Source organism: Enterococcus sp. DIV1083b, from assembly GCF_051713705.1.
In the GTDB taxonomy this organism is placed as follows: domain Bacteria; phylum Bacillota; class Bacilli; order Lactobacillales; family Enterococcaceae; genus Enterococcus_D; species Enterococcus_D casseliflavus.
On the sequence record NZ_JBIOQJ010000001.1, the window covers coordinates 3,345,630 to 3,370,757 of the forward strand.

Here is a 25,128-nt window from a genome sequence, read left to right on the forward strand (position 1 = left end):
CATGCGATGATTGATCAATTGCGCTAACCTTACTACCGAAAATTCCTACTTAATATAATTAGTTATTGAAAGGTGACCCTCTCTTTGATGAGAATGGTGTCAGTATCTTCTTAACATCCTTCATGTAAGAAGATATGATTCTCTATGAAATAAATTTACATGAAAAATCTATCCATAGCTCTTCTGGCGGCACGGACATCCACACTTGTTAGCTTTCCAGAAGAAACGATTCTATCAGGAGCCTGCTCTACTATTTTTGATGAAAATAGTATCGGAGTCAAAATTGGTATTATGCCAAGAGACTCTTGGTTATCGTTATAAAAAAATCAGATAAACAAAAAGTTAAGATAAGAAAACTATCTAGGATAAGTAAATAAAATGGTATCTATCCACAATAGCTAAGTAATAAAAAAGAAGCTAATTATAAGAAACGATCCTTTGATTAGCTTCTTTCCATGTTAGAGAGAGTAATAAAGCGAATAAATTATACAAGAAATGTAACAAAATCCAGGGTATTATAGTCTTCATTTTTATGGATAAATAAATGGTCTTATGGTCCCGTACACTGTATCGAATGATTTAAAAAAATTTCATAAAGAAATTCGTAAAAGTCATTTCTTAACAGTAAATTTAATAGATTCATCATCTACTTTCTGTTGCTCGGGAGTTGATTTTATGTGACCTACATGGCCTCTGTGAAGGTTTCTCTCTCTAACCTAGTAAGAAAGAGAAACTTGGCTGAAGTCTTTTTCAAATAAAATAAAGTACCCGGAAATAAATCCCGCATACTTTATTTTTTAGACATTACACTTTCTTCGCTTTTCTTTTTTTCCAAAAGAAAATTACACCTGTCAGAAGCACAATTATGACACCTGCTACTAATTCAACTACTGATTTATTTTCATTTGTTTTAGGAAGTGTTACATGTTTCTTACTATCAGGAGTTGTTTTTTTCTGATTCTCTTTCTCTTGTTCTGGTGTCGCATGCGTTGAATCATCTGCAGGTTTTTCTTGGCTAGGTTTTTCTTTTACTGTGACTGTAGCCGTTACCGTAATTCCATCATAACTATACGATACTTCATAGCTACCTGCTTTGCTCGGATCAACTTGACTGGCGTCTACTGTCAAGTCTTCGTACACGACTTTCTTTCCTGCTTTGTCTAATGCATTGTCAAAATTTTCTTTTGCCGTCCATTTATCTCCCACATAAATCGTGGAATCATGGACATTGATGGCTGTCATTTTCTCTTTAACCGTAATGATCGCTGTACTCGTTACACCATCATACGTATAGGTAACTTTGAAGGTTCCTTCTTTACCCATATCTGCTTTGCTAGCATCGACCGTTAGAGCTGAAAAATCAACATTGTTGCCATCTTTATCTAACGCACTATCGAAGTTATCTTCTGCTTCCCAATTATCTCCCACATAAATCGTAGAATCATGGACGTTGACGGCTATCATTTTTTCTTTAACTGTGACAATCGCTTTACTGGTTACACCATCATACGTGTAGGCAACTTCAAAACTGCCTGCTTTACTCATGTCGGCTTTACTGGCATCGACCGTTAGGGCTGAAAAATCAACATCGTTGCCATCTTTGTCTAATGCACTATCGAAATTATCTTCTGCTTCCCAATTATCTCCTACATAGATCGTAGAATCGTGGACATTAACGGCTGTCATTTTCTCTTTGACTGTCACGATCGCTTTACTGGTTATACCATCGTACGTAAAGGTAACTTCAAAGCTGCCTGCTTTACTTGTATCTGCTTGACTCGCATCAACCGTCAGATCTGAAAGTGCAACGTCGTTGCCATCTTTATCTAACGCACCATCGAAATTATCTTTTGCTTCCCAAGTATCTCCTACATAAATCGTGGAGTCATGGACATTGACAGCAGTTTGTTTTTCTTTGACTGTAACAACCGCTGTACTGGTCACACCATCATACGTATAAGTGACTTTAAAGCTGCCTGCTTTACTTGTATCTGCTTGACTAGCATCGACAATCAGATCTTGGAAATCTACTGAATTCCCATCCTTGTCTAATGCGCTATCGAAATTATCTTTCGCTTCCCAGTTATCTCCCACGTAGATCGTAGAATCATGAACATTAACGGCTGTCATTTTCTCTTTGACCGTGATAGTCGCTGTACTCGTTTCACCATCATACGTATACGTGACTTTAAAGCTGCCTGCTTTACTCGTATCTGCTTTACTGGCATCGACCGTCAGATCTGAAAGTGCAACATCGTTGCCATCTTTATCTAACGCACTGTCGAAGTTATCTTCTGCTTCCCAATTATCTCCCACATAAATCGTAGAATCATGGACGTTGACGGCTGTCATTTTTTCTTTAACTGTGACAATCGCTGTACTCGTTACACCATCATACGTATAGGTAACTTTAAAGCTGCCTGCTTTACTCGTGTCGGCTTTACTAGCATCGACCGTTAAAGCTGAAAAATCAACATCGTTGCCATCTTTGTCTAACGCACTATCGAAATTATCTTCTGCTTCCCAGTTATCCCCCACGTAGATCGTGGAATCGTGGACATTGACGGCTGTCATTTTTTCTTTGACTGTAACAATCGCTGTACTCGTTACACCATCATACGTGTACTTGACTTCAAAGGTCCCTGCTTTACTTGTGTCGGCTTTACTAGCATCGACCGTCAGATCTGAAAGTGCAACGTCGTTACCATCTTTATCTAACGCACTATCGAAATTATCTTCTGCTTGCCATGAATCACCCACATAAATCGTGGAATCATGGACGTTGACGGCTGTCATTTTTTCTTTGACCGTAATGATCGCTGTACTCGTTACACCATCGTACGTATAGGTGACTTCAAAAGTACCTGCTTTATTTGTTTCTGCTTTACTAGCATCGACCGTCAGTTCTTGGAAATCTATCGGATTACCATCTTTATCCAACGCACTATCGAAGTTATCCTCTGCTTCCCAGCTATCCCCCACGTAGATCGTTGAATCATGGACGTTCACCGCAGTTTGTTTTTCTTTGACCGTAACAATCGCTGTACTGGTTACACCATCGTACGTATACGTGACGTCAAAACTGCCGGCTTTACTCGTATCTGCTTTACTGGCATCGACCGTTAGGGCTGAAAAATCAACATCGTTGCCATCTTTGTCTAATGCACTCTCAAAATTATCCTCTGCTTCCCATGGATCACCCACATAGATTGTTGAGTCAGAGACATTTATGGCGGTCAGCCGAGGCTTAACAACTATTGTTGCATCCTTGGTTAGATTATTGAGAGTATAACGAACCGTATAAGTACCCGCTGTCTGTGTGTCTACTGTACCAGAGACAATCCCGCCGTTTGCCAAAAATTCCTCATAAGTTAGCTGTTTCCCTTCTTTTGATGAAGCCTCGATAAAGTTATCGATCGGTGACCATGTGTCCTGTGTATGAATAGTACTATCTTTAATCAAAATATCGGTATAATCAATTTGCACTTTCTGATAAACATAGGTAACAGTAAATTCACCACGTTGAAATACTCCAATAGCATTAGAAGGCAACTTACTTGTGTCTAGCTCATATCCTGGAATTTGTGGAATATAGTCGCTAGTTGAAACGTTATAGGGCTGATTTCTACTATCATCAATTCGACGTGAAGGGTAGATTTCATGACCTGATTCATCTACATACTGAATAGTTAAGTGGCTGTTTGTAAAACGGATATTGTATGCAGCTGTAAATAGGTCATTCCCGTTAGCATCTTTGTAAGGAATAACCACAGTAAACCCAAAATATTCATAATCATCAGGGCTCCAACCTTGAGTGAAATTACTCCATGACATTTGTAAAGTGTTCACTCCTATTACTGGATTGCTATGTGATGAACCTGTCATGAAATATTGCTGATCCGATTTGTACTCGTAAAAATTTCCGTCATCTCCACCTAACAGAAGACGAAAATATAGTTCATCCTGTATATATTTTTCAGGAATGGGTAAATCGATTACCAAAGATTTAAACTTAAGAGGATCATATTCGACTGTTAAATCATAAGTGAACGTTTCTGAAGCTTCCATTGGAGCCATAAGCATCTTTGAGTCTTTTTTATGTATTTGATTCTGGTCAGCATTATCTTTCATACTTTCACTCGTATTGGATTCAGATGACTGGCTTTCAGATAGTTCTTTACTGTTATCCGATTGCTCCTCATTCATAGCAGCATCATCTTCTAGACTGCTTGACGTTTCATTCTCCAAAAGGTTTTCATTAGCTTCACTTTCAGAAAATACATCTTTGTTATCAGGCGACGGTTCCTGATTTTCACTTTTTTCAAAGCTGTTCAAAGGTTCCGATAAAAGATTGGCAGCTTCTTGTTCCTGAGCGGGTGCTATTCCGAGCGTATCTGTCAATGCTTGTACTGGATTCATTACAATTGACCCAAACAATAATCCAACTAAAAAAAGGTGCATATGTTTATTTTTCATTTTTTCTCCTCATTTCGATTTAACAAACGGCATCTTAGCATTAAACTACGGCATTTTAATTTATTAAAAAAAAGCACCTAACAACGGTTATTACATAAAATTATTTGCTAAATGCTATGATTTATAATGTCTATATCACAAGTGCGTAACCTACAATTCAAGGGAGGCTTACTATCTATTATTTCTTCATCTTAACCATCTCATCCTTATAATTATATAATCCAAAACTATAAACGTACTTTTTCTATTATCCTTTTTTTTTGTGCATAGGAATTTCTATTTTTTTCATGGAACTAAAATATTAGAACTGCAGACTTTGGATGCTTCTCACTAGAGAACTGACATTTTGGTATAACAGTGTACGAGAATTGTGTTTTAGAAGAAGATATATTCCATATTTTTTCATAAGCTATTGACTGTGTGGTTACCCGACACGATATACTTATCCTCAGGAGGCTACTTATGAAATTACTTACAACAAGTGAACTAGCATCATTGTTTTCTATTTCGAAACACACCATTCGACACTATATTGATATCGAATTGCTCACACCAAAGGAACGGAATGAAAACGGGTATTTTTTCTTTGATGAAGAAAATGTCTACAAACTCTATCAGATTCTCGTTTTTAAAAATATTGGTTACTCGCTTCGTTCCATCAAAACCATTTTGACCCAATCAAACATGGCACCTTTTTTTACTGAAGCCGAACAAACGATCCAAAAAAAGATCGATGAATTGCTGGCTATAAAAAATACCGTACACGCCGTTATCGAAGCCCAAAATTCCTACAAGTTAAACGAAATAAGTTTCTTCGAGAGGTCCGATCGTTATTTTCATTCTTTTCCAGAATCAGTTGTGGAAAATGGCGAGGTGGATTTGATAAAAGCCAATAATATGAATCTATCCTCTCTCGATCAAATTTTTTATGTTCATCGTGAAAATGAAGATATCCCTTGTCTTGAAAGTAAAAAGGAAGAAGGGGAATTTGCTTTTACTAAAGGGACTTATGCAAGTATGAGTTTTATCGTGGAGACGGAAGATTGTATCAAACAAAATATCGACCTTTTTTTAACGGACAAACTGCTGTCTGTCAGAGATATTTCTCAAAATCAACTCTTATTTTTTGAAAACGTCTATTGCTCATTAGCCTATAACAACACCACTATTTTTACTGTAGAAATGAAATTGTGAAAGAAGGAATCTATTATGTATTTAGTAACAACCGAGACCATTGCAGACCAAAAAATCAGTGAAGTAAAAGGAGCTATTTTTAATGAACAAGTGATTTCCGTGAACATCGTAATGGATGCCATAAGTGGGATAAAAGGGATATTTGGTGGAAAATCTACTACCTATTCTGATGAATATTCTAAAGGAAGAAAGTTAGCTCTCGTGGAATTGAAAGAACAAGCGCATCGCTTATCGGCAAACGCCATAGTCAATACGCGTATCAGCTACAATCAATTTGTAAATTCAGATATTATGTTAATTGTGGTGACAGCCAGCGGAACAGCCGTTGTTGTTGAAGACTAGAGAATTCTGTATGTTTCTATAAAAAGCGGTTCAAAATAAAGAAAGCACGGTGCGGATCACCGTGATCTGATTTATTTTCATTGCGCTTAAAAGATCATTTATTTCATTAAAAAAGCGACCGCATAAAAACGGTCACTTCTGAGGTCAAATGAAAAATTCTACTAAGCCTTTTGTTTTTTCCGATTTAAACGATGCTCATTTACTACAAAACCAACTATCCCTAGCAATATAGCTACAACAGAAACGATTAAATCATAGACAGTCAAGTCATGAAATCTAAGAACCGGCGCTACCAAAGTAACGAGGCTAAACAAAAACACCCGTTCACTTTTATGAAGATTTGGTTCATAAGTCATACTTGTCCAAGTGACACCAATAACGTTGTGACGAAGCAAAGACCCCCATAAAATGACCAGTACGAGGAAAGTGAGAATGATCATAAGTATCGCCGTTATGCCATAGTACTTCACTTGTCGTATAAGTGAGGACACTATAGCCAAAAGTAAATAAAGACCCACCAATCCTAACCGCCGCTTCTTTTTGATAGTATTCATAGTCACACCCCCTCTAGACAAGATTTAAATAAATAACCAGAAAAATGACGAAACAAGTGACGGTCAGTTCGATTATATTTTCTGTACGTCTCGTACGGTTCTTTAAAAAAATACCCGGAGCAGTCGAAGAAAATTGGGAGCGATATTTTTGGGGGATAAAAAATCCTACTAATATTCCTACTAGGACCAAGTAGAAGGGCCAGTTCGGTGAGATCCCGCGATTAAGAAAAGCCATGGCGAATGCAATCACGTAAATCACTACCTGAATAACCGTAATACTGTAAACCTTTTTTAAATCTTTCGACATCGTTGTGCCCTCCAGTAGAAGAAAAAAATCTTGATTGTAATAGAAGTGCTACGGCGTAACCGAGTTTTATAAAACTAACTGACCAGATTACAACATCCTTTTCAACCGCATAAGCTGTCAATGAAGCGAATCTGCCTCGCATTTGAAAGGCTGTTGTTGGCTGATCACCTATCCGCTATCTCTCGGTTAACTCATCCCTGAATTTCAGGAATAGCTCTTTCGCTTGTCCTGTGCTCATGTTTGTCAGATCTTTGATTTTCTTGACCATGCCAATATCATTTTCGTTTTTTGAAAGCATTTGTCGTGCCATTTCTTCTTTGATTTCTGCTTCTTCTTCCTTCGTTAAATTTCTGACTTCTTTCTTTTTACCAAATAGTCCCATCCTGCTCTCTCCTTCTTGTAAAATTTATGCGCTTTTCACACCAGCCAGACTGAGTACTCTTTTTTATCTAAAATGCTGTTTTTCTGTCCATGACTTGATTCCTATAATCTAATCTACCATTTCCGTCGAAATCGAGGAAATGGTTCGTTCTCTTTTTTATTTTTAGGGAAGATATAAAAATAAAACACGGAGCCAATGATAATCGCTGGCGGCACAGAGATACTCAATAGTTTTAAAGCGGTGGTTAACAATACACCAAATTTTTCTTGAATAGAAAGATTCATAATCGTGCTGAAGTCTTGATTGAACGAAGTTATGATCATCGTGGCAAAAAAGATCAAGCAAAAACTAATCACCCCATACTTGATACTTACTTTTAAATCATCATTGTCTTTCTTAGTTTCTTCCAAAAGTAATGTTTCTAATGAGATATCCAATTCTTCGGCTATTTTGATCATATTTTTTTTGCTAGGGTACGTAGCACCTAACTCCCATTTTGAGATCGTCTTGTCACTTACTTCTAATAATTCTGCGAGCATACTTTGCGTTAGCTTGTTTTTTTCTCTATATTCTTTCAGCTTCATTGCTAATATCGTTTCTTTCATTCCAACCACTCCTCATCCATTTCTACCCTTCATTTTGACATAAAACCTATCATTTAACAGGAATTCTTGAAAAAGAGAGTAGAATAGAGGGGATTTTATGGCTATTTCTGGCGATTTGCCTGAAACATACTACCGAATCCTTCCTTACAACAATAGTTGCTGTGCATTCTGATATCTTCTAAATACTATCAAGCCAGAAATTATAAGCATCTGTAAATAATTAAAGGAGCAGCAAAAATTTCCGAGTTTTTGCCCTCCCTCATTTCTCAAGAAAATTTGTTAATAGAAGATTTTCTATCTATCATTCTTATTAGAAGAAACCAAAGTATTTTTTCACTTCAATATACACTAAAGGAAAAATGGATAATCCGATTACCCATAGCCAGTCAACTGCACGAAGAGAGACAAAGCCAAAAATGGTTTGCGTGAATGGAATCGTTACTAACAAGATAATGATCAATGCACCTATGAAGGTTGTCATTACTAACAACGGATTGCTCAAAAAACGCAGCTTCAGGATAGATTCTTTACTTCTACAATTAAACATGTGCACAATAGTTGATAATCCCAATACAATAAATGTCATTGTCTGCGAAACCTCTATCGATTCTAGACGTCCAATTAGAATCGCGCCTAATGTGACGACTGTAAAAACAATTGAGATTTCTACAATTTTTACCAATAATCCTTGCGCAAAAATGCTTGTGTATTTAGTGATAGGGGCTTCCTTCATTGCTTTTTTGTCGACTGGTTCAATGCTAAGACTCATTCCTGGGATTCCATCTGCAACTACTTTTATGATTAACAATTGAACCGCTGTAACAGGTGCTCCCCACCCAACGAGCAAGGAAATTAAAACGATCGTCAGTGCAGAAATATTGCAACCAAGCATCGCATATAATGATTTTCTGATATTGCTGTATACCCGTCGTCCTTCTTCAACCGCCTGCACAATCGTCGCAAAATTATCGTCTACTAAAACCATATCAGAGGCTTCCTTTGCTACTTCTGTGCCACCTCCCATTGCGATCCCTACATCAGCTGCTTTTAATGCAGGTGCATCATTGACACCATCGCCAGTCATAGCGACAATCTCATCGTTTTTTTGGAATGCTTTTACGATTCGAATTTTATCTTCTGGGGAAGTACGAGCAAAGACTCGATAGTCATCAATCACACGAGCTAATTTTTCATCGCTCATTTCATGTAAATCCGCTCCGGTCATTGCTTTTTTCCCATCGGTGAGAATTCCTACATCCTCTGCGATTTTCTTTGCTGTCAGTAAGTGATCCCCTGTGATCATTACGGTTTGAATCCCTGCTTGTTTTGCAATAGAAACAGCCGTATAGCTTTCGGGTCGAGCCGGGTCGATAATCCCGACAAATCCTGCAAACTCTAGCTGACTTTCAAGAATTTCTTCAGTAAGACGTGTAGGTTTTTCATCGTATCTTTTATAAGCAACGCCCAAAACACGGTATGCTTGATTGGCCAACTCATCATGCTTGTTCACGTAGGTGGGGTTGTTCGCATCAATGAGATCCAAGCGATCAAAAGCCCCTTTTGTGACAGAAACATACTGGTTGTTTACTTTATATAAGACAGTCATTCTTTTTCGTTTTGAATCAAAGGGAACTTCATGAATCTGTTCAAAGGTTGAAGCGATTTTACCTAGTTCCTCTTTAGTGAAGATCGATGCCAGTTTTTTTCTGATCGCCAACTCTGTTGGATTACTAGTTACTGTTGTATTTTCTTCCATCGAACTAGCAAGATAGAAGAGAAATAAGAGATTTTTTTCCTTCTCTTCTGTTATTTCTAAGCAAGAAGTCAGTTTATCCTTCATCGTGGCAACTTCTTTCACGGTCATCTTATTTTCCGTAATCGTTCCAGTTTTATCTGAGCAGATGATTGAAACACCTCCAACGGTTTCCACTGTTGAAGGAGTCCTAACGATGGTTTTCTTCAGTGCCGTATTCCTCATCCCAACTGCTAGAGAGATTGTTACTACGACTGGCAAAACCTCTGGAATAGCAGCAACAGCCATGGATATTGCGGTCATGATACTGGTCTCTAAAGACAATCCTTTGCTGATTCCTATAGCAATCGCTAGAAAGCCAGAGAGAATAGCGATTAGTCCTAGAACTTTCCCAAGTTTTTGCATTTTTATTTGTAGAGGTGCTACGGTTGTTTCTTCCTTGCTTAATAAGCTCGATATTTTACCAATTTCCGTATTCATTCCTGTCTTTTCAACTCGAACGTTTGCTTTTCCTGTGACGACCAATGAGCCAGAAAAAACCAAGTCTTTTCTGTCCCCTAAAGAATCTTCACTAGAAGAAATATAGGTGGGATCTTTTTCACTTGGTTCACTTTCACCAGTTAGAAACGATTCATCAACAAAGAAATTACTACTCGTTAAAAGCGTAGCATCTGCTGGAATACGGTCCCCTAACGCCAACTGAACAATATCACCAGGAACAATGTTCAAACTTTCAATCTCTTTTAACACCCCATCTCTGAATACTTTACTTACGGGAACACTCATCTTATTTAATTCACTCATTGATTTTTCCGCATTTTTTTGCTGTCGAATCGACAAATATAGATTAAGAATGACAATTGAAAAGATGACTATCGGTTCCGTAAAATCATCCGGATGGTTTTGAAAAGCAACATAACAAGATAAGAGCGTTGCAACGATTAAAATCAAGATGGTAATATCCTTCATCGACTCTTTCAAATAGTCATAAAAGTGCTTCTCATCTTTGCTTTCTATAGAATTAAATCCATATTTTTCTAGCTTCATTTCTGCTTCTTTACTGGAAAGTCCCGACTGGTTAGGGCCCTTTCCGTATTCTTTCAATTGTTCTTTTAACATCTGCCTATACCTCCTAAAACAAAAAAGAAGTCAGACAAACTAACCATAAAAGCCTAAGGTTAGTTTTTCTGACTTCAATAAGATTTATTCCGGCGAACAAATCTAATGTCATTATTTAAATTCCACCTAATTATTGCACATCCGAGTATTTGGGTCAAGATTTTCACGATGACCGAGCAATCAAAATGAGAGAATCGTATGCAAAATCGAGAAAAAGTAGGTGCACATCCTGATCCAAGAGACAAGAAGCTCGCCTCTACAAAATGATTTCAGGACTTTCTTTACTTAGCACATAATCATCACCTGTTACGTTAAAATATTCTTGAATCAACAGACTTAACTCTTTGATTGCTTCATTTGCACGAGCCCGTTGCGTTTCATTGATCGACTCGATGAATAAAACAGCACGGGTGGTCTCTTCTGTTAGCATCGTACGTTGGGCTTCCCGCCAATTCAAGCATCGACAAATTGCACCTTTCTCATCATAGTAAATGACTTCATTTTCTAAAGCTGGGGAATCAGTATCTGCACCTAAGGGAAAGAAAGATTCGCCACCTTTTGCAACGCCTAAATGAAGGTCGCCAACGATTGTATCGAGGTCTTCTCCGCCTAAAGGGACACCATATTTCAAGGAAATACTATTATAGATATCTACTAAGGGATTGATGGGATAAAATTCTCTCTCTTGATTCACCCGTTTCAACAGTGCTTCGATGGAAGAGCGTACCCCTTTTTTCGTTTTAAATTGCTGAAAAGCACTTCGCCATTCTTGGATCACCTGGTTTTCACTGAAGGTGTCGGTCGTTAAGTAGCGCTTTGCTTGCTCTTTACTACTTTTTAGCAAGTTAGTAAAAAACGTCTCTTGTGCGGCATCGGCAACATTGTTTATATTTTTTACAACAAGGCAGTTGATTTGGGCTTCTGGAAATAGCGCCCAAAATTCTTGATCGATCATTATTTTCTTCACTTTCTCTACACTCCTACTTAGTTTATTTGAACAAATTCATGTCCTTTATTTTTCAGGATATCTGTTTTTTCAGCAGCCATCATCGCTATATCCTTTTTAACAAAATATCATCTACCTGTGCTTCTTTTCCCATGTAGAATGAATGTTGCCCTACTTTGTGAAAGCCCATGTGCTCGTAAAAAGAACGTGCGTTGAAGTTCTTTTCCCACACACCTAACCATATGTATGATTTGTTCCATTTTTTTCCTATAGATTCAGCTAACTGGATGAGGTATTTTCCATATCCGCTTCTTTGGAATTTCGATCGAATGTAAATCCGCTCAACTTCCATAGCGTTCTCTTTCATGCTTTCTGTTTGAGCATTGCCCACGTTTAGCTTTAAATAGCCAATGGTTTCTTCCGATTTTTCTATCAAATAAAAATGGCTTTCATCCTCAGTGATCTCTTCCCTTAACTTTTCTGTTGTATAGCTTGAATTGATGTAGTCCATCAAATTTTCTTCTTTATTTTGATCTTTAAATGTATCCGTAAACGTTTCAATACTTACCTGTTTCAGAATATCAATGTCACGTTCTGTGCATTCAACCAAGTGTAAGCTTTCCATCTGCCTTCTCCCTTCAATAGTCTCTTTTGATCCCATTCTTGACGTTGACCCAATCAACTTCTACCGAAGATTTTATTTTTGCCAGCATTTCCGCAAGATTTTTTCTTTCTAAAGCAGATAACTGTTGAATCGCTACTTTATTTGAATAGTTATTTTCTCTTATGATTAATTGAACTGCCTGTTTTCCTTTGGAAGTTGTGTATAAGTGTTTGATTTTTTTATTTTCTTTATCTGACTCTTTTAGGATAAAACCATTTTCCTCTAACTTTTTTACCGCCCGTGACAAAGTTGTGCGATCAACTTTGATCCGTTCGGCTAATCGTTCAGGAATAATTCCTTCATTTTCAAATATACGAACTAAGTAAATGTATTGCCCTTTACTGAGTTGAAGCTCTTTAAATTCAATATTAGCAATTGATTCCAACATTCTACTGATCGAACCTATCTCACGAAGTATATCCTCCACGAACTATCCCCTCCCTATCTAGCACTATAATAGCCCATTATTGTTGCATATGCAACAATAATGGGCTTGATTTACTTTTTTACTCACTCTTAGAAAATGGGTGCATGGCATAAGCTTGTTGTTTCTGTTCTCAAAAAAAGCAGGAGAATACCGAGAAAAACTTCTCTGTACTCTCCTTTTACAATCATTCCAAGTAGAAATACTATCCGAATTTCTCCTAATTTCAAAACCAAATTCATAAAGACTGATTGCTTAGACCAACAGAGAAAGAAAGGAAGGTTTCCTAGCCTGCGAAATTCGTCTTAACCCCCTATGCCAAATCACTCCCATTTGACGCAATCACCTTTTTATACCAATCAAAGGATTTCTTTTTCTTCCGATCGTAGGTGCCATTTCCTTCATCATCAGCATCAACATAGATAAAGCCATAGCGTTTACTCATTTGCGAAGTCGAGGCACTGACGATATCAATGCAGCCCCATGAGGTATAACCCATCAGTTCAACGCCTTCTTTTAGAGCTAAATTGATTTGTTCAAAGTGGGCTTTGAAATAATCAATGCGATATTGATCATTGATTTCTCCCTTTTCATCGATTTCATCTGCTGCGCCCACGCCGTTTTCTACAATAAACAAAGGGATCCGATAGCGATCATAGAGAGAAAGCAATGAGATTCGGAGTCCGACTGGGTCAATTTGCCAGCCCCATTCTGTCATCGGTAAGTAGGGATTTTTCACCCCTGTCGCAATGTTGCCACTGACTTTTTCTCGCTGTTCGGCATCTTTTGAAACTACTAGGGACATGTAATAACTGAAGGAAAGAAAATCTACTGTGTATTCCTTGATTGTTGCCAAATCCCAGTTTTCCATCGCCACTTCAATGCCTTTTTCCTGCCATTCTCGCAAAAGCCATTTCGGATATTCTCCCCAGACTTGTACATCAGAATACAGATGATTTTCTCGGTTGGCTTTTTCTGCTAAAGCGATATTCTCGGGATGACAATCTTCTGGATAGGTCATGAGCTTGGTAACCATCGCCCCGATTTTTGCTTGTGGGTTTGATAAACGCCCATACTTAGTTGCCAACGAACTTGCCACAAATTGATGATGCAAGGCTTGGTAGATGGCGGCTTCTGCGGCTTGTTTTGTTTCATAACGCTCTTCGACTACGCCCACGGTCGTAAACGGATGACGAAAAACACTATCGATCTCATTGAATGTCAACCAATAGGTCACTAGATCTTTGTATTCGGCAAAAACGACCTTGCAAAATTTGACAAAGAAATCAACGACTTCTCGAGAGACCCACCCTTGATAATCGGTGACTAGATGCAGCGGCATTTCATAGTGAGAAAGCGTCACTAATGGTTCAATACCATTCTCTTTCAGCTCAGTTAAAAGGTCTCGATAGTATGCTAATCCTACTTGATTTGGTTTTGCTTCGTCGCCCCGAGGAAAAATCCGCGTCCATGCGATCGACACTCGCAGTACCTTAAAGCCCATTTCTTTAAACAGTGCGATATCTTCTTTATATCGGTGATAAAAATCAATGCCCCGACGTTTTGCATAATTACCGGTTCCTTTTTCGGCAATCGCTTCAGCAATGGCTTGTTCATCGACATGCCACTGCTTCTTATAGTCTTCTACAGAAACGTCAGGCTTGTATAGTGCTACATCTGCAACTGACATGCCTTTGCCGTCAACATCCCATGCCCCTTCTGCTTGATTGGCTGCGATCGCACCGCCCCATAGAAATCCTTCTGGAAAATAACTTTTTGTCATGAAACTCCTCCTTCGTTCTATTCCCTTGTATTCTTAAACAGACTCATCTTGAGAATCCTCTTACTATTCAGCTAACTCACTTTGGCGATTGCTCAAGAAAATAAATGGTAAATAAATGAACACCCCGACTACAATAATCAGCAATTGTAAAATGACTCCATTGATTCCCCATCCAAGAAAGGCACCGACAATGATCGGTAAGCCGAAAGGTACATCCACAATGTTCGAGCCAATTAGTCCAAACTGATTGGCAGCTAATAACATCGCCGCCGGGAGTCCACTTCCTAGAACAAAGGGAATCGCAAAAATCGGGTTCAATACTAGCGGCAAACCGAACACAACGGGTTCACTGATACCAAATAAAGAAGGAACTAAGCCAATTTTGGCGACGGCTCGCAGGTCATCTTTTTTCGAAAACATCAGTAATCCGATATTGAGAGAAAGAATCAATCCCGCACCGCCGGCTACTAAGAATGTTACCCAAGAGCCCATCGTGATGACTTGATCTGGCGTTTGTCCTGATTCAAAGGCAGCAATATTGGCGGCTAGTGCTGCAATCAAAATTGGGTTTCGAATCGGAGAAATAACGAGTCCGCCATGGATTCCGACTAACCAAAAAACTTGGGAAATAATCACTAAACCAATAATCCCAGCTGGATGCTGCAAAATCCCTTCCAACGGGGCTTGCAAGAAGCGGTACAATGCTTCGTTGATATAGAGACCTGACGCCAATTCAAACAATCTTCCAGCAATAGCGATGACAAACAGCGTGATGAAAATTGGTATCAGCACACTAAAAGACTTACTGATGGCGCTAGGAACACTCGGTGGCATTTTGATTTGCAGACGCTCGATCTTATTCAGCTTGCAAAAGAATTCTACGGTAACCATCGTCAAAATCATACCAATGAACAGTCCGCCAGCATTCAAAGTATCTACTGGCAGACCTGCAGCCATTCCTGCCACTCCATCAACGACCGTTTCAAGCCCTTGGGGTACGACTGAAACATAGGCACTCAAGGAGACCACCGCACACATGATACCGTTCTCATTGTTTCGCTCACCTAAAATCCACCCCAAAATGACGATCACGGCTAATGTCATGGTATTCATCGTCGCAAAGTTGATGGCGGTAAAGGCTGGTTCCATAACGGCTAAAAAGCTTAGGGCAGAAAACTGTGCCAGCCCTGTGGTTTCGCTCGTTAACAATGAATTACCCAATGTTGCAAAAGAGCCTACGATAATGAAGGGCATCAAAACTGTAAAGGTATTTTTTACGACACCTAAATATTTGTTATCATCTACTTTTTCTGCAATGATACTGACCCCGTCAGCGAATTTGTCGAAAGCACTCATCCTTGTCCTCCGTTTACCAACTCTTCCGCATGCTTCAAGACAGCTGCTCCATTGCCCCGACCGTAGTCGACTGCTTTGATGACTGCTACTGGCACTGTATCATTGACGATCTTTTTCACTTTACGCATCGTATGTTGTACTTGTGGTCCTAAAAGCAAGACATCGAAGTTACCTAATTCTCGTTCAATCAAACTTTGATCAATCGCCCAAATTTTGTAGTCTTTTCCTTGTTCTTTTGCGGCTTCCTCCATTTTGGCAACTAAAATACTAGTGGACATTCCCGCTGCACAAGCTAACATAATTCTCATGATGAAACTCCTCCTTGCAATTCAGAAATTTTTTGGTATAAGTAAAGCCATTCTGCTGCTTGTTCTGTGGCAGTCATTGCCATTGCTAAATGATCTTGAGCATGTATCAATATAATAGATAATTCCGTTTTTTCTCCTCTAGCTTCCGCTTGCACCAAATCGGTTTGACATTGATGGGCTTGCTGAAGCTCATTTTTGGCTTCTTCTAATAAACGTTGTGCTTCTTCAAAGGTTCCTTCGCGTGCTGCCTCAATCGCCATCATGGCAGCTGATTTTGCATTTCCCGCGTGTAGAATCAGGGTAAAACTCACTTCGTAGTTATCCATATTCTCTCCTTTAGCTGTTTTGACTTTTTTGTGAGAAGATTGTTCACACTTACGAATAGAAATCAAAAATTTCCTTTTTTATCTAGAATAAAAGGCTGACCCATGAACGCTTATTTTGACCATTATTGGCAATGGTATTTCTTTTTCTCCATTCAACGTCGTTCTTCGCCTAAAGAATCAACTATGACTGCCTATTTTTCTGCCAACTTCTGGTCGTTGTCCTCGTATTAGCTAGATACTTAGACTTAGGGAGCGGAAATGGTACTGCGCAGGTACCATTTTGTGGAACCGATAGTTTTTAGGAATACGCTCCCTTGCGCTCGCCTAGTACTGTTCATCATCTACTCTGTCTCACTCCGTGAGTCAATCGTAGTGATTCACAGCAAAAAGGCATTGGACGGATTTGTCCAATGCCTGTGAGATAGCTAAATAAGCGTTAGGCTTCTTGTGTTTTTATCGAAAAAAATGCATACTCCTACTAGAAATGAAGGCGTTTTTTCGGTACAATAAACACGTTGATGCCTACGGGTATCAACTATGGCAACTTGATTGGTCATCCGTGTAAAGATTGTGACTGATCAGGGCTTCGTATTGGTGCTACCAACACCGATACGAAGTGCCTATTTTTTTGATTTCTATTCGCCTTCTAGTTTATAGAAAGCGGTTTACTTTTGCAAGGGGAACTAAATTATAAATGAATGAATACGCATGAATATCATAATTTTGTATATTAAATCAATAAAATAATCGATAAGATTTATACTTTTTCTTCTTTTGTCATTTTTATGATATAGACGTGCCTCAGGGAGATGAAACTAAGACTCAAGTTGTCTTCTTCAATTTTTGAAAAAACATATTTGAATAGTTTATGTTATGTAAACTAAAAAAAGGAATTACAATCATTTAGCACACATTAGATATGCATGTCTAAACTGTCGTAAAGTCCCTTTTTTAGTTGTGAATTTAGTTAGAAACTAAACTCGATATTGTTACTGACACTATTTTTATGATAGAGTCTGAAATACTTCCCCAAGTAGTCATTCTAGAATCTCTTCAAACATTCATGCACGTTACCTAACACATTATGCTATAAAATGCATTTATGCAAGTGATTCATATAGAAAACAATACGAATTTATCGTGACTTAGGTATTAAAAATCTATAGATTCAGTTCAAATCCTTAGCAATTCTTTATAATTTATGACTGTTTTTTCTGAGGTATCAGTCACTGCTGCAGTCGATATTGGGGATGTTCTTCATTTCCTCTTTTTTTAACACATACGTTCTCACCTCTATCGATTTTGAGAAGGTCTTAGACTACCTTTTGTCAACTTAATTCATTGGTTATAAATAATTTAATGTTTAACAGGTCGTTCTAATAAAACGTTTTATTTTAATTGTATACATCATTTTTATTATTGAAAAACGTATTAATTTTGCTTCAAACACTATTTTCATGACACTTAGTATTTACCTAAAGAAGCAATATCCGTTTTTATCTCACTGTGTAAATTGATTCATCCTCATGATATTGAAATCTCTTTCGTTAATTTAAATTTAGCGTTATACTATAAAAAAAGGAGATTAAACTATGACGAAAATATGTTTTATGCTAACTTCCAATTCTGGTATAGGAACGACTACAATATTTGCTACCCACGCTAAACGTAATATAGATGATTTATTAGCTTATTTTTCTAATTATTATAATGTAACAGCAAATTACCCAGAAGATAAAGATACTGTCGATATACTTGTTATCCCAGATTCCTTTGGCGCATTCATTAATGAACGTAATCTACCTGTTATTAAGGTACCTACAATTTTATTTTTAGAGAGAAACTTTGAGAAAATCAAGGTTTATATTGATAATTATTTTTTGGAAATTTCAAAAAACAAAATTCAGATAGACAAAATATAATTCATTATTTAACAGTAACTCTATTTCATGTCTCAGCATTTTCCATTGTTCACTCAGTTTCTTCATGCGCATGAAAGGTATTTCAAGTACCTGATGGATTAAGAATACCGAGAAAATGGATGGTTAAATTTCGGAACAATGGTGGTACTTAGACCTTTTTTAAGAAAGAAAAGCGATCTTTTTTGCCCTCCACGACTTAGGAGGGCAAAAAATAAGACGTGCAAGGCACGTCTGTAGCGTCAATGTTTGATATCTTACCGAAATCTTGCTATAATTACTATGTAAAGAGGAGTTGCGTCAACAACTCCCCTACAGCACCGTTTAAAACGGTGGCCAGTTTTAATTAATTGTTAAAAAATAATCGTCGCCTGGCCAAAGAGGACGGTTATTTTTTTGCACTCTTTTTTCGTTTCTTCTTGCTTTTACGCTTAGAAGAACGAGTGTTTATAATCGTATCTGCTAGTTTCACACATGCTTCGATTAAACCAATAAAGGCTAATAAAACAGGCGCTATTGCTAACAAAATGCCGATTATATCTACACCTTGCAAAAGACTGCTCCTTTCTTCAGATTTCGATAGTACATTCATAATGCACCACCTCACTTTCAAAAAAAGCGCCACCGTCACAAACTTTACTGTCCTACTATTATACCAAAAATCCACGCTAAAAACCGATATTTATCAAGGTTTTTAGCGTTTTTCATGCGATAAAAAGGGCTAAAATAAATGAAGATTTTTCTCGTTTCATCGTTTAAAGGAACCATTCACTCGTTTTATCTACTTTGAAAGATTTTTCTTACCTCAAGAACACATGCCGACACCATTTTTCTCTGACCTTACCGCCAGAAATCCCCATTCCTCACCCTTCCTCCTCCCAAGACAGCTCATCCAAGATCCTAATCAACTTTTGGACCTCTTGATTCAACAACGCACTCTTTAGATAGGCATATTGAATATAAAAAATTTCCTTATCTTCAGGGACTAGCGGTATTTTCATTAAGCCTTCCATTTCTTGAAACACGGGAAATTCCGTCATCAAGGTAATGCCGATATTGGAACTGACCAGCTGACCAATCGTCTGGACGTCTGAAAAATAAAAGGGGACTTCTGGCTTCTTCTTTGATTTCTCACTTAAATTCTGAAAGGCGCGCATATGGGTATAGCCTTTCTCCAGTAAGATAAAGGGATATTCGGCAGCTTCTTCAAACGAGATTTCCTTTTTTCCTGCCAATGGGTTTTCTTTTGACACAAAGATAAAAAACTCTTGCTGATGCAGCAACTTCACCTGTAGATTCGGGTGGACGAGGGGATTGACGCTGCCCAGCAAGCTAAAATCGATTTTTCCTGATAATAGTTTTGAAAGCAATTCATTGGATCCCCCAGATACTAAGTGAAACTTCGAAATAAAGCGGATGATCTCTTTTTCATCTAAGAGTTTCGAAAAGACTTTGGAACGAATGATTGGCGGCAAACCGATGTGGGTCCGATTGTTTTTAGCATGGTCGATGGCTCGGTCCAAGGTCACAAATTCATCTAAGATATACTGTGCATGAGCCTTCAAAATTTCCCCCTCCGTGGTCAATGAAATGGAGCGATGAGAGGCTTCTCGAGCGATCAAATCACAGCCATAATGCTCTTCCAAGCGTTTGACAGCGTAGCTGACGGTTGGTTGACTGACCGCAAATTTATGCGCCACTTGCGTAAAAGAAAGCATATCTGCCAAAGCGTTAAAGTATTCTAAATCTCGTATATTCATCGTCTGATTCCTCCCTTAACCGGTTTAAACTAGCAGCGGTTTTGTTATAAATAATTTTTATTATACCACCGATAGTTGACTATAATTCTGTCCGAGGATTAAAGTAGCTAATGGAAATGAACGAGTACTCAAAATATATCCATTGGAGGAACATAATGAAAGCACATGACATTTTAAATAACCCATTTTTAAACAAAGGAACCGCGTTTACGCAAGAAGAACGAAAAGAACTAGGGTTGATCGGTTTATTGCCCCCTCACGTACAAACGATCGAAGAACAAGCAGAACAAGCCTATTTACAATATGTCACCAAAGAATCCGACATTGAAAAACGTCACTTTTTAATGGAGATCTTTAATACCAATCGGACATTGTTCTACTATTTGTTCAACCAACATATCGTTGAATTCAATCCGATCGTCTATGATCCAACGATTGCTGACACCATTGAAAATTACAGCCGCCTATTTGTGGATCCTCAATATGCAGCGTACTTAGATATCAATCATCCAGAGAATATCGAAGAAACGTTGAAAAATGCCGCTGGCGATCGGGACATTCGCTTGATCGTAGCCACTGACGCTGAAGGGATTCTTGGGATTGGTGACTGGGGTGTCCAAGGTGTCGATATTTCTGTCGGTAAATTGATGATTTATACAGCTGCTGCTGGGATCGACCCTGCTTCTGTTTTACCAATCGTGATCGATGCCGGTACCAACCGTAAAGAATTGTTAGAGGATCATTTGTATCTAGGCAATCGTCAAGAACGTGTCTACGGTGATGCCTACTACCAATTCATCGATCAATTTGTTCAAACGGCAGAATCATTGTTCCCTAAACTTTACTTGCATTGGGAAGACTTTGGCCGTTCAAATGCTGCAACGATTTTGGACAAATACAAACAAACAATTCCAACTTTTAACGATGACATCCAAGGAACGGGAATCGTTGTGCTGGGCGGTATCTTCGGTGCACTGGATATTACAGGTGAAAAATTAACGGATCAAGTCTACTTATGTTATGGCGGTGGTTCCGCTGGTGCCGGGATTGCCAGCCGTGTCCATGCGGAAATGGTCAGCGAAGGTCTTTCAGAAGAAGAAGCCTACAATCATTTCTTTATGGTTGACAAACAAGGGCTTTTGTTCGATGATATGTCCGATTTGACTCCTGCACAAAAACCATTTGCCAAAAAACGAGCTGACTTTGCCAATGCTGGCGATATGACACAATTGATCAATGTCATTAAAGTCGCAAAACCAACGATTTTGGTCGGTACTTCAACCAATGCGGGTGCCTTTACCAAAGAAGTTGTGGAAGCGATGTGTGAAAACACTGCTCGTCCAGTGATTTTCCCTATCTCGAATCCAACCAAAAAATTAGAAGCAACGGCTGAACAAGTAATCGAATGGTCTGATGGAAAAGCCTTTGTAGCAACCGGTGTCCCTTCAGGAACGATCCAATACAAAGGGGTCGACTACCAAATCGGTCAAGCAAACAACGCCTTGATCTATCCTGGTCTAGGATTAGGTATGTTGGCTTCAGAAGCCTCTCTCTTGACCGACGAAATGATTGGTGCCGCTGCTCACTCATTAAGTGGTTTGGTTGATTTGAGCCAACCTGGTGCACCAGTTCTTCCACCATTTGAATACGTTGCGGACGTTTCTATCAAAGTGGCTGAAGCAGTTGCCAACAAAGCCAAAGAACAAGGGTTAGCCCAAGCGCAAGAAACCGATATGGCAAAAGCTGTCCAAAATCTTAAATGGTATCCAACATACTAGGAAGGTCTGAAAAATGAATAAATTAAAAACGATGACGATTTCGGGAATTAGTCTTCCCTTGTATCTCTTTTTCATGGTTGTCATATTCAGTGCGATTGCCTTAGACAAATTACCATTAAATATGGTTGGGATCACCATTTTACTGGTTGCCTTAGGACACCTGCTGTATTTCATTGGGGAAAAACTCCCGATCATGAATTCTTATCTTGGCGGCGGGTCAGTTTTTACCCTGCTTGGTGCCACCCTTTTAGCCTCCTTCCATCTCGTACCCACGAAAGTCATTGACGCGGTCAGTGACTTCATGGGGGGCGGTTTTGGCTTTCTTGATTTCTATATTGCCGCTTTGATTTGCGGCTCGATTTTAGGTATGAACCGTAATTTGTTGGTGAAAGCTTCTACGAAATTCATTCCCGTTGCTTTGATCACTATGGTAGTAGGCTTTTTCTCCGTCGGCCTTGTCGGTATGCTGCTAGGCAATGGCTTTGCTGATTCGGTGATGTATGTCTCTCTACCAATGATGTCTGGCGGGATGGGAGCGGGAATCACCCCACTTTCACAAATTTATGCCGATGGCTTGGCAAACGGCAATCAAGCTGCCATCTTTTCTCAATTAGCGCCAGCAGTTACTTTCGGGAATATTCTTGCCATTATTGGTGCTTTATTTATCGCCAAAGCTTTTGCTAAAACCAAATACAATGGCCATGGCACCTTGATCAATGCCACGAAAGAAGAATTAGAAAAACCAAAAATTACGCTTGATGCCCAACAAATCGGGGTCGGGATGCTCTTTTCCTTCTCACTGTTGGTCGTTGGTGCGATTTTAAGTGACTTTTTCCCTAAAATTCACGAGTATGCCTTTATGATCGTGATTGTCTTTATTCTGAAAGCCTTGAACATTGTCCCTAAGAAACTCGAAGATTCTGTGGTGATGTTCAACAATGTTGTGATGACGAATTTGACCCATGCGGTCTTAGCGGGGATTGGTTTGGCATTGATTGATCTGTCAACATTGGCATCTGCCTTTACTTGGCAATTTGTCGTGCTTTGCCTAACCAGTGTCGTATCTATGGGGGCTGCCAGCTGGTTCTTCGGGATGGTATTGGGGATGTACCCCGTTGAAACCGCAATTGGCGCCGGTATGATCAACAACTCCATGGGGGGAACAGGCAATATCGCTGTATTGTCTGCCTCTGATAGAATGGAAATGATTGCTTTTGCCCAAATGGCCAACCGTTTATGTGGTGCGATCGTGCTGATTTTAGGTGGGATCTTGATCCGTTTCTTCTATTCTTGATCTAAAACAAAAAAACAGGTGCTGCTGCGCATGACGCATAGCAGCACTTTTTTGCATTCCTCAAACGAATTCGTCCAATTGGTTGCACGAATCAAACAAAGGTTCAATCATTTCCTCCTCATAAAAGAGTCAAAAAGAGCAGTGCCACCGCACTGCTCTTGCGTTACTGATTCATTCAAGGGTTACAGCTTCTGAAACAAGGTTGGTGCTTGATCAGGAGACCATGTTGTGTCCCCGTAATTTGAGTGGGTGTTGATCACGACATAGTTGCTGCCTTTATGGCTCACGATTTCACCGCTTGTATACACTTCTGGTGCAGAGAAAGTTCCTAGTTTCCACACACGGTATTCTGACTCCCCGCCTCCAGGTGTTTCCGTTTCTTCTTTGGCATTGGTTTTCACGCTCAGCTGGTTACTAAAGGCGGATTGTTCGCCCGTTTTACTGATTGCTTTGATTTGGTAATTGTAGGTTGTATCCGCTGCTAGATTCGTGTCTTCATAGGTTGTTCCTTTGGCTGTAGCGATTTTGACGCCATTGCGGTAAACGTCATATCCAGCGATCCCATTTGTATGAGTCGATGCTTGCCACATTAAGGACACGCTGCTGTCTGTCACGCTCATTTGGTGTAGGTTGCCTGGTGTCGAAGGGGTTTCGACTTGATTGTCTGCTGAGGTAGTCACTTTCACTGCAGCACTTTTTTCTGAAACTAACGCCGTAAAGCCGACTGCTTCTACTTGATAGTTATAGGTTGTGTTGGCTTTTAATTGCGTGTCGGTAAAGGTTGGCTCAGTAGTCGTTGCCACTAAGGCACCATCACGATACACGTTGTATTCTTTCGCATCGGTTTGACCGTTCCATGCTAAAGCCACCGTGCTGCTAGTCACTCGTTCTGAGCGGACATTTGCTGGTGCTGCTGGTTTTTCAGGAATGACCGTTGAACCAGAAACGTTAACGTCGATCACGTTATAAAAGGCATTTGGCGTATCGGCAACATCCCAGACCGCTAAAATGACATGGTAACCAAGACGATTTTCTGGAATGGTAATGGTATGGCTTGGACTATTGCTGGCAGCCGAACCATCGTGATTTACAGTGGCGATCAATTCCAAGCTATCTCTTGAAAGTGGCGCGTTTTGATCCCATCCTGGTTTCGTGATATAGTAATGCCATTTTGTGGTCTTATGCGGCGCTGTATAATGCCAGTTGACCCGCAATGGTCCTTGATTGATGTCTTGTTTGGTCCAACGACTGGTTCCTTGTTCATCAAGAACAAAGTCCCCGATTTGTCCGAGTCCACCATCTGCTGAAGCGATACGACCATCTACTGGTCCTGCTTCTGGAAAGCCTTTTTTGGTTTCCAATGATTGTGGGTTTGAAATGACATTGCCATATTTTTCAAACGCAGCGCTCCACCCTAACGTATTGCGATCCAAAGACCCTTGATAGCCCCGACTGACAGGTGATTCCACATAACCATGAGCAAATACTTGTTTTCCCGTGAAGAACAAGGTCCCTCCAAGTAAGATTGCCACCCCGACCGACCATTTTACCAATGCGTTTTTCATACTCTGCCTCCTAAAATTTTTTATCATCGAATAAACCAATCTTATCCGTTTATTCCTTGATTCCGATTCATTGAAAAGCAAACCCTACTGACAAAAACATTTTGTTTATATGTGAATTATAAATTATCAAATCATTATAAGATTATAATGACTAGTTTCCCGTCCTTTCAGTGAGAAATACAAAAAAACTTGAAACGATTCTCCTCCTAATCGCTTAAGAGGATTCGTTCCAAGTTTCTTTCTTTATATACGGTCTTTTTTAGGAAAAAACAG

At 39.2% G+C, this 25,128-nt stretch carries 22 protein-coding genes; 6 read left to right on the forward strand and 16 right to left on the reverse strand.

The window, feature by feature from the left end; translation table 11 throughout:
• Window positions 1-804: 804 nt before the first annotated feature.
• Complete coding sequence (locus IGI69_RS15845) at window positions 805-4,476, reverse strand: bacterial Ig-like domain-containing protein (RefSeq protein ID WP_431399502.1); 3,672 nt, start codon at window positions 4,474-4,476, stop codon at window positions 805-807.
• A 462-nt stretch (window positions 4,477-4,938) separates the two neighbouring features.
• Here IGI69_RS15845 and IGI69_RS15850 point away from each other — a divergent pair, with 462 nt between their 5' ends.
• Both IGI69_RS15850 and IGI69_RS15855 read left to right on the forward strand, forming a co-directional pair.
• Window positions 4,939-5,670: a MerR family transcriptional regulator gene (locus tag IGI69_RS15850; protein WP_086338789.1), complete on the forward strand. Its 732-nt coding sequence runs from the start codon at window positions 4,939-4,941 to the stop codon at window positions 5,668-5,670.
• A gap of 15 nt (window positions 5,671-5,685) precedes the next feature.
• On the forward strand, window positions 5,686-6,012 hold the full coding sequence (locus tag IGI69_RS15855; protein ID WP_086338790.1) for a YbjQ family protein: 327 nt from the start codon (window positions 5,686-5,688) through the stop codon (window positions 6,010-6,012).
• A 161-nt stretch (window positions 6,013-6,173) separates the two neighbouring features.
• On the opposite strand, the gene IGI69_RS15860 is transcribed toward IGI69_RS15855, so the two are convergent.
• The 12 genes from IGI69_RS15860 to IGI69_RS15915 all read right to left on the reverse strand — a co-directional run bounded on the left by IGI69_RS15860 (window position 6,174) and on the right by IGI69_RS15915 (window position 16,605).
• Window positions 6,174-6,566: a hypothetical protein gene (locus IGI69_RS15860; protein ID WP_086338791.1), complete on the reverse strand. Its 393-nt coding sequence runs from the start codon at window positions 6,564-6,566 to the stop codon at window positions 6,174-6,176.
• A 13-nt stretch (window positions 6,567-6,579) separates the two neighbouring features.
• The gene (locus tag IGI69_RS15865; protein WP_086338792.1) at window positions 6,580-6,873 is read right to left on the reverse strand and encodes a hypothetical protein; all 294 of its coding nucleotides are present in this window, start codon (window positions 6,871-6,873) and stop codon (window positions 6,580-6,582) included.
• A gap of 175 nt (window positions 6,874-7,048) precedes the next feature.
• Entirely contained in the window at window positions 7,049-7,255 is a 207-nt protein-coding gene (locus IGI69_RS15870) for a hypothetical protein (RefSeq protein WP_005230526.1), read from the reverse strand.
• Between the two features lie 113 nt (window positions 7,256-7,368).
• The gene (locus IGI69_RS15875; protein WP_016608533.1) at window positions 7,369-7,860 is read right to left on the reverse strand and encodes a helix-turn-helix domain-containing protein; all 492 of its coding nucleotides are present in this window, start codon (window positions 7,858-7,860) and stop codon (window positions 7,369-7,371) included.
• 310 nt (window positions 7,861-8,170) lie between these two features.
• On the reverse strand, window positions 8,171-10,732 hold the full coding sequence (locus IGI69_RS15880) for a cation-translocating P-type ATPase (RefSeq protein WP_086338793.1): 2,562 nt from the start codon (window positions 10,730-10,732) through the stop codon (window positions 8,171-8,173).
• Window positions 10,733-10,988: 256 nt separating this feature from the next.
• Complete coding sequence (locus tag IGI69_RS15885) at window positions 10,989-11,687, reverse strand: B3/B4 domain-containing protein (protein WP_016608535.1); 699 nt, start codon at window positions 11,685-11,687, stop codon at window positions 10,989-10,991.
• 97 nt (window positions 11,688-11,784) lie between these two features.
• Window positions 11,785-12,303 (reverse strand): GNAT family N-acetyltransferase, encoded by a 519-nt coding sequence (locus IGI69_RS15890; protein ID WP_034858711.1) that lies wholly within the window; start codon window positions 12,301-12,303, stop codon window positions 11,785-11,787.
• A 13-nt stretch (window positions 12,304-12,316) separates the two neighbouring features.
• Window positions 12,317-12,769 carry a MarR family winged helix-turn-helix transcriptional regulator gene (locus tag IGI69_RS15895; protein WP_016608537.1) on the reverse strand — a complete coding sequence of 151 codons (453 nt, stop codon included), beginning with the start codon at window positions 12,767-12,769 and terminating at the stop codon, window positions 12,317-12,319.
• Window positions 12,770-13,079: 310 nt separating this feature from the next.
• Window positions 13,080-14,549, reverse strand: coding sequence for a glycoside hydrolase family 1 protein (locus IGI69_RS15900; protein ID WP_086338794.1), 1,470 nt, complete (start codon window positions 14,547-14,549; stop codon window positions 13,080-13,082).
• A 63-nt stretch (window positions 14,550-14,612) separates the two neighbouring features.
• Entirely contained in the window at window positions 14,613-15,905 is a 1,293-nt protein-coding gene (locus tag IGI69_RS15905; RefSeq protein WP_016608539.1) for a PTS sugar transporter subunit IIC, read from the reverse strand.
• Window positions 15,902-16,213 (reverse strand): PTS sugar transporter subunit IIB, encoded by a 312-nt coding sequence (locus tag IGI69_RS15910; RefSeq protein WP_005233157.1) that lies wholly within the window; start codon window positions 16,211-16,213, stop codon window positions 15,902-15,904. The genes IGI69_RS15905 and IGI69_RS15910 overlap by 4 nt, the downstream gene beginning before the upstream one ends.
• Window positions 16,210-16,605 (reverse strand): PTS lactose/cellobiose transporter subunit IIA, encoded by a 396-nt coding sequence (locus IGI69_RS15915; protein ID WP_270288130.1) that lies wholly within the window; start codon window positions 16,603-16,605, stop codon window positions 16,210-16,212. Before IGI69_RS15915 ends, IGI69_RS15910 begins: the two co-directional genes overlap by 4 nt.
• Window positions 16,606-16,641: 36 nt before the next feature.
• Between IGI69_RS15915 and IGI69_RS15920 the strand changes: the two genes are divergently transcribed.
• Both IGI69_RS15920 and IGI69_RS15925 read left to right on the forward strand, forming a co-directional pair.
• A complete protein-coding gene (locus tag IGI69_RS15920; protein ID WP_016608541.1) occupies window positions 16,642-16,770 on the forward strand; it encodes a hypothetical protein in 129 nt (42 codons plus the stop codon).
• A gap of 1,361 nt (window positions 16,771-18,131) precedes the next feature.
• On the forward strand, window positions 18,132-18,461 hold the full coding sequence (locus IGI69_RS15925; RefSeq protein ID WP_010748124.1) for a hypothetical protein: 330 nt from the start codon (window positions 18,132-18,134) through the stop codon (window positions 18,459-18,461).
• Between the two features lie 385 nt (window positions 18,462-18,846).
• Here the strand turns inward: IGI69_RS15925 and IGI69_RS15930 are convergent, their stop codons facing one another.
• Window positions 18,847-19,050, reverse strand: a complete 204-nt coding sequence (locus IGI69_RS15930) for a hypothetical protein (protein ID WP_086338795.1) — start codon at window positions 19,048-19,050, stop codon at window positions 18,847-18,849.
• Between the two features lie 271 nt (window positions 19,051-19,321).
• Window positions 19,322-20,218 (reverse strand): LysR family transcriptional regulator, encoded by an 897-nt coding sequence (locus tag IGI69_RS15935; protein ID WP_086338796.1) that lies wholly within the window; start codon window positions 20,216-20,218, stop codon window positions 19,322-19,324.
• Between the two features lie 116 nt (window positions 20,219-20,334).
• On the opposite strand from IGI69_RS15935, the gene IGI69_RS15940 reads away from it, so the two are divergent.
• Window positions 20,335-21,996, forward strand: coding sequence for a malolactic enzyme (locus IGI69_RS15940; RefSeq protein ID WP_276525021.1), 1,662 nt, complete (start codon window positions 20,335-20,337; stop codon window positions 21,994-21,996).
• A 13-nt stretch (window positions 21,997-22,009) separates the two neighbouring features.
• Complete coding sequence (locus IGI69_RS15945) at window positions 22,010-23,290, forward strand: 2-hydroxycarboxylate transporter family protein (protein WP_005230514.1); 1,281 nt, start codon at window positions 22,010-22,012, stop codon at window positions 23,288-23,290.
• Window positions 23,291-23,472: 182 nt separating this feature from the next.
• Here the strand turns inward: IGI69_RS15945 and IGI69_RS15950 are convergent, their stop codons facing one another.
• Window positions 23,473-24,855, reverse strand: a complete 1,383-nt coding sequence (locus tag IGI69_RS15950) for a lytic polysaccharide monooxygenase (RefSeq protein WP_034858718.1) — start codon at window positions 24,853-24,855, stop codon at window positions 23,473-23,475.
• Window positions 24,856-25,128: the final 273 nt, after the last annotated feature.

Excerpts from the sequence above, each read along its gene's own strand:
- IGI69_RS15845 (WP_431399502.1), bottom strand. The coding sequence starts at position 4,476 with ATGAAAAATAAACATATGCACCTTTTTTTAGTTGGATTATTGTTTGGG.
- IGI69_RS15850 (WP_086338789.1), top strand. The coding sequence starts at position 4,939 with ATGAAATTACTTACAACAAGTGAACTAGCATCATTGTTTTCTATTTCG.
- IGI69_RS15855 (WP_086338790.1), top strand. The coding sequence starts at position 5,686 with ATGTATTTAGTAACAACCGAGACCATTGCAGACCAAAAAATCAGTGAA.
- IGI69_RS15860 (WP_086338791.1), bottom strand. The coding sequence starts at position 6,566 with ATGAATACTATCAAAAAGAAGCGGCGGTTAGGATTGGTGGGTCTTTAT.
- IGI69_RS15865 (WP_086338792.1), bottom strand. The coding sequence starts at position 6,873 with ATGTCGAAAGATTTAAAAAAGGTTTACAGTATTACGGTTATTCAGGTA.
- IGI69_RS15870 (WP_005230526.1), bottom strand. The coding sequence starts at position 7,255 with ATGGGACTATTTGGTAAAAAGAAAGAAGTCAGAAATTTAACGAAGGAA.
- IGI69_RS15875 (WP_016608533.1), bottom strand. The coding sequence starts at position 7,860 with ATGAAAGAAACGATATTAGCAATGAAGCTGAAAGAATATAGAGAAAAA.
- IGI69_RS15880 (WP_086338793.1), bottom strand. The coding sequence starts at position 10,732 with ATGTTAAAAGAACAATTGAAAGAATACGGAAAGGGCCCTAACCAGTCG.
- IGI69_RS15885 (WP_016608535.1), bottom strand. The coding sequence starts at position 11,687 with ATGATCGATCAAGAATTTTGGGCGCTATTTCCAGAAGCCCAAATCAAC.
- IGI69_RS15890 (WP_034858711.1), bottom strand. The coding sequence starts at position 12,303 with ATGGAAAGCTTACACTTGGTTGAATGCACAGAACGTGACATTGATATT.
- IGI69_RS15900 (WP_086338794.1), bottom strand. The coding sequence starts at position 14,549 with ATGACAAAAAGTTATTTTCCAGAAGGATTTCTATGGGGCGGTGCGATC.
- IGI69_RS15905 (WP_016608539.1), bottom strand. The coding sequence starts at position 15,905 with ATGAGTGCTTTCGACAAATTCGCTGACGGGGTCAGTATCATTGCAGAA.
- IGI69_RS15910 (WP_005233157.1), bottom strand. The coding sequence starts at position 16,213 with ATGAGAATTATGTTAGCTTGTGCAGCGGGAATGTCCACTAGTATTTTA.
- IGI69_RS15920 (WP_016608541.1), top strand. The coding sequence starts at position 16,642 with ATGAACGCTTATTTTGACCATTATTGGCAATGGTATTTCTTTTTCTCC.
- IGI69_RS15925 (WP_010748124.1), top strand. The coding sequence starts at position 18,132 with ATGACGAAAATATGTTTTATGCTAACTTCCAATTCTGGTATAGGAACG.
- IGI69_RS15930 (WP_086338795.1), bottom strand. The coding sequence starts at position 19,050 with ATGAATGTACTATCGAAATCTGAAGAAAGGAGCAGTCTTTTGCAAGGT.
- IGI69_RS15935 (WP_086338796.1), bottom strand. The coding sequence starts at position 20,218 with ATGAATATACGAGATTTAGAATACTTTAACGCTTTGGCAGATATGCTT.
- IGI69_RS15940 (WP_276525021.1), top strand. The coding sequence starts at position 20,335 with ATGAACGAGTACTCAAAATATATCCATTGGAGGAACATAATGAAAGCA.
- IGI69_RS15945 (WP_005230514.1), top strand. The coding sequence starts at position 22,010 with ATGAATAAATTAAAAACGATGACGATTTCGGGAATTAGTCTTCCCTTG.
- IGI69_RS15950 (WP_034858718.1), bottom strand. The coding sequence starts at position 24,855 with ATGAAAAACGCATTGGTAAAATGGTCGGTCGGGGTGGCAATCTTACTT.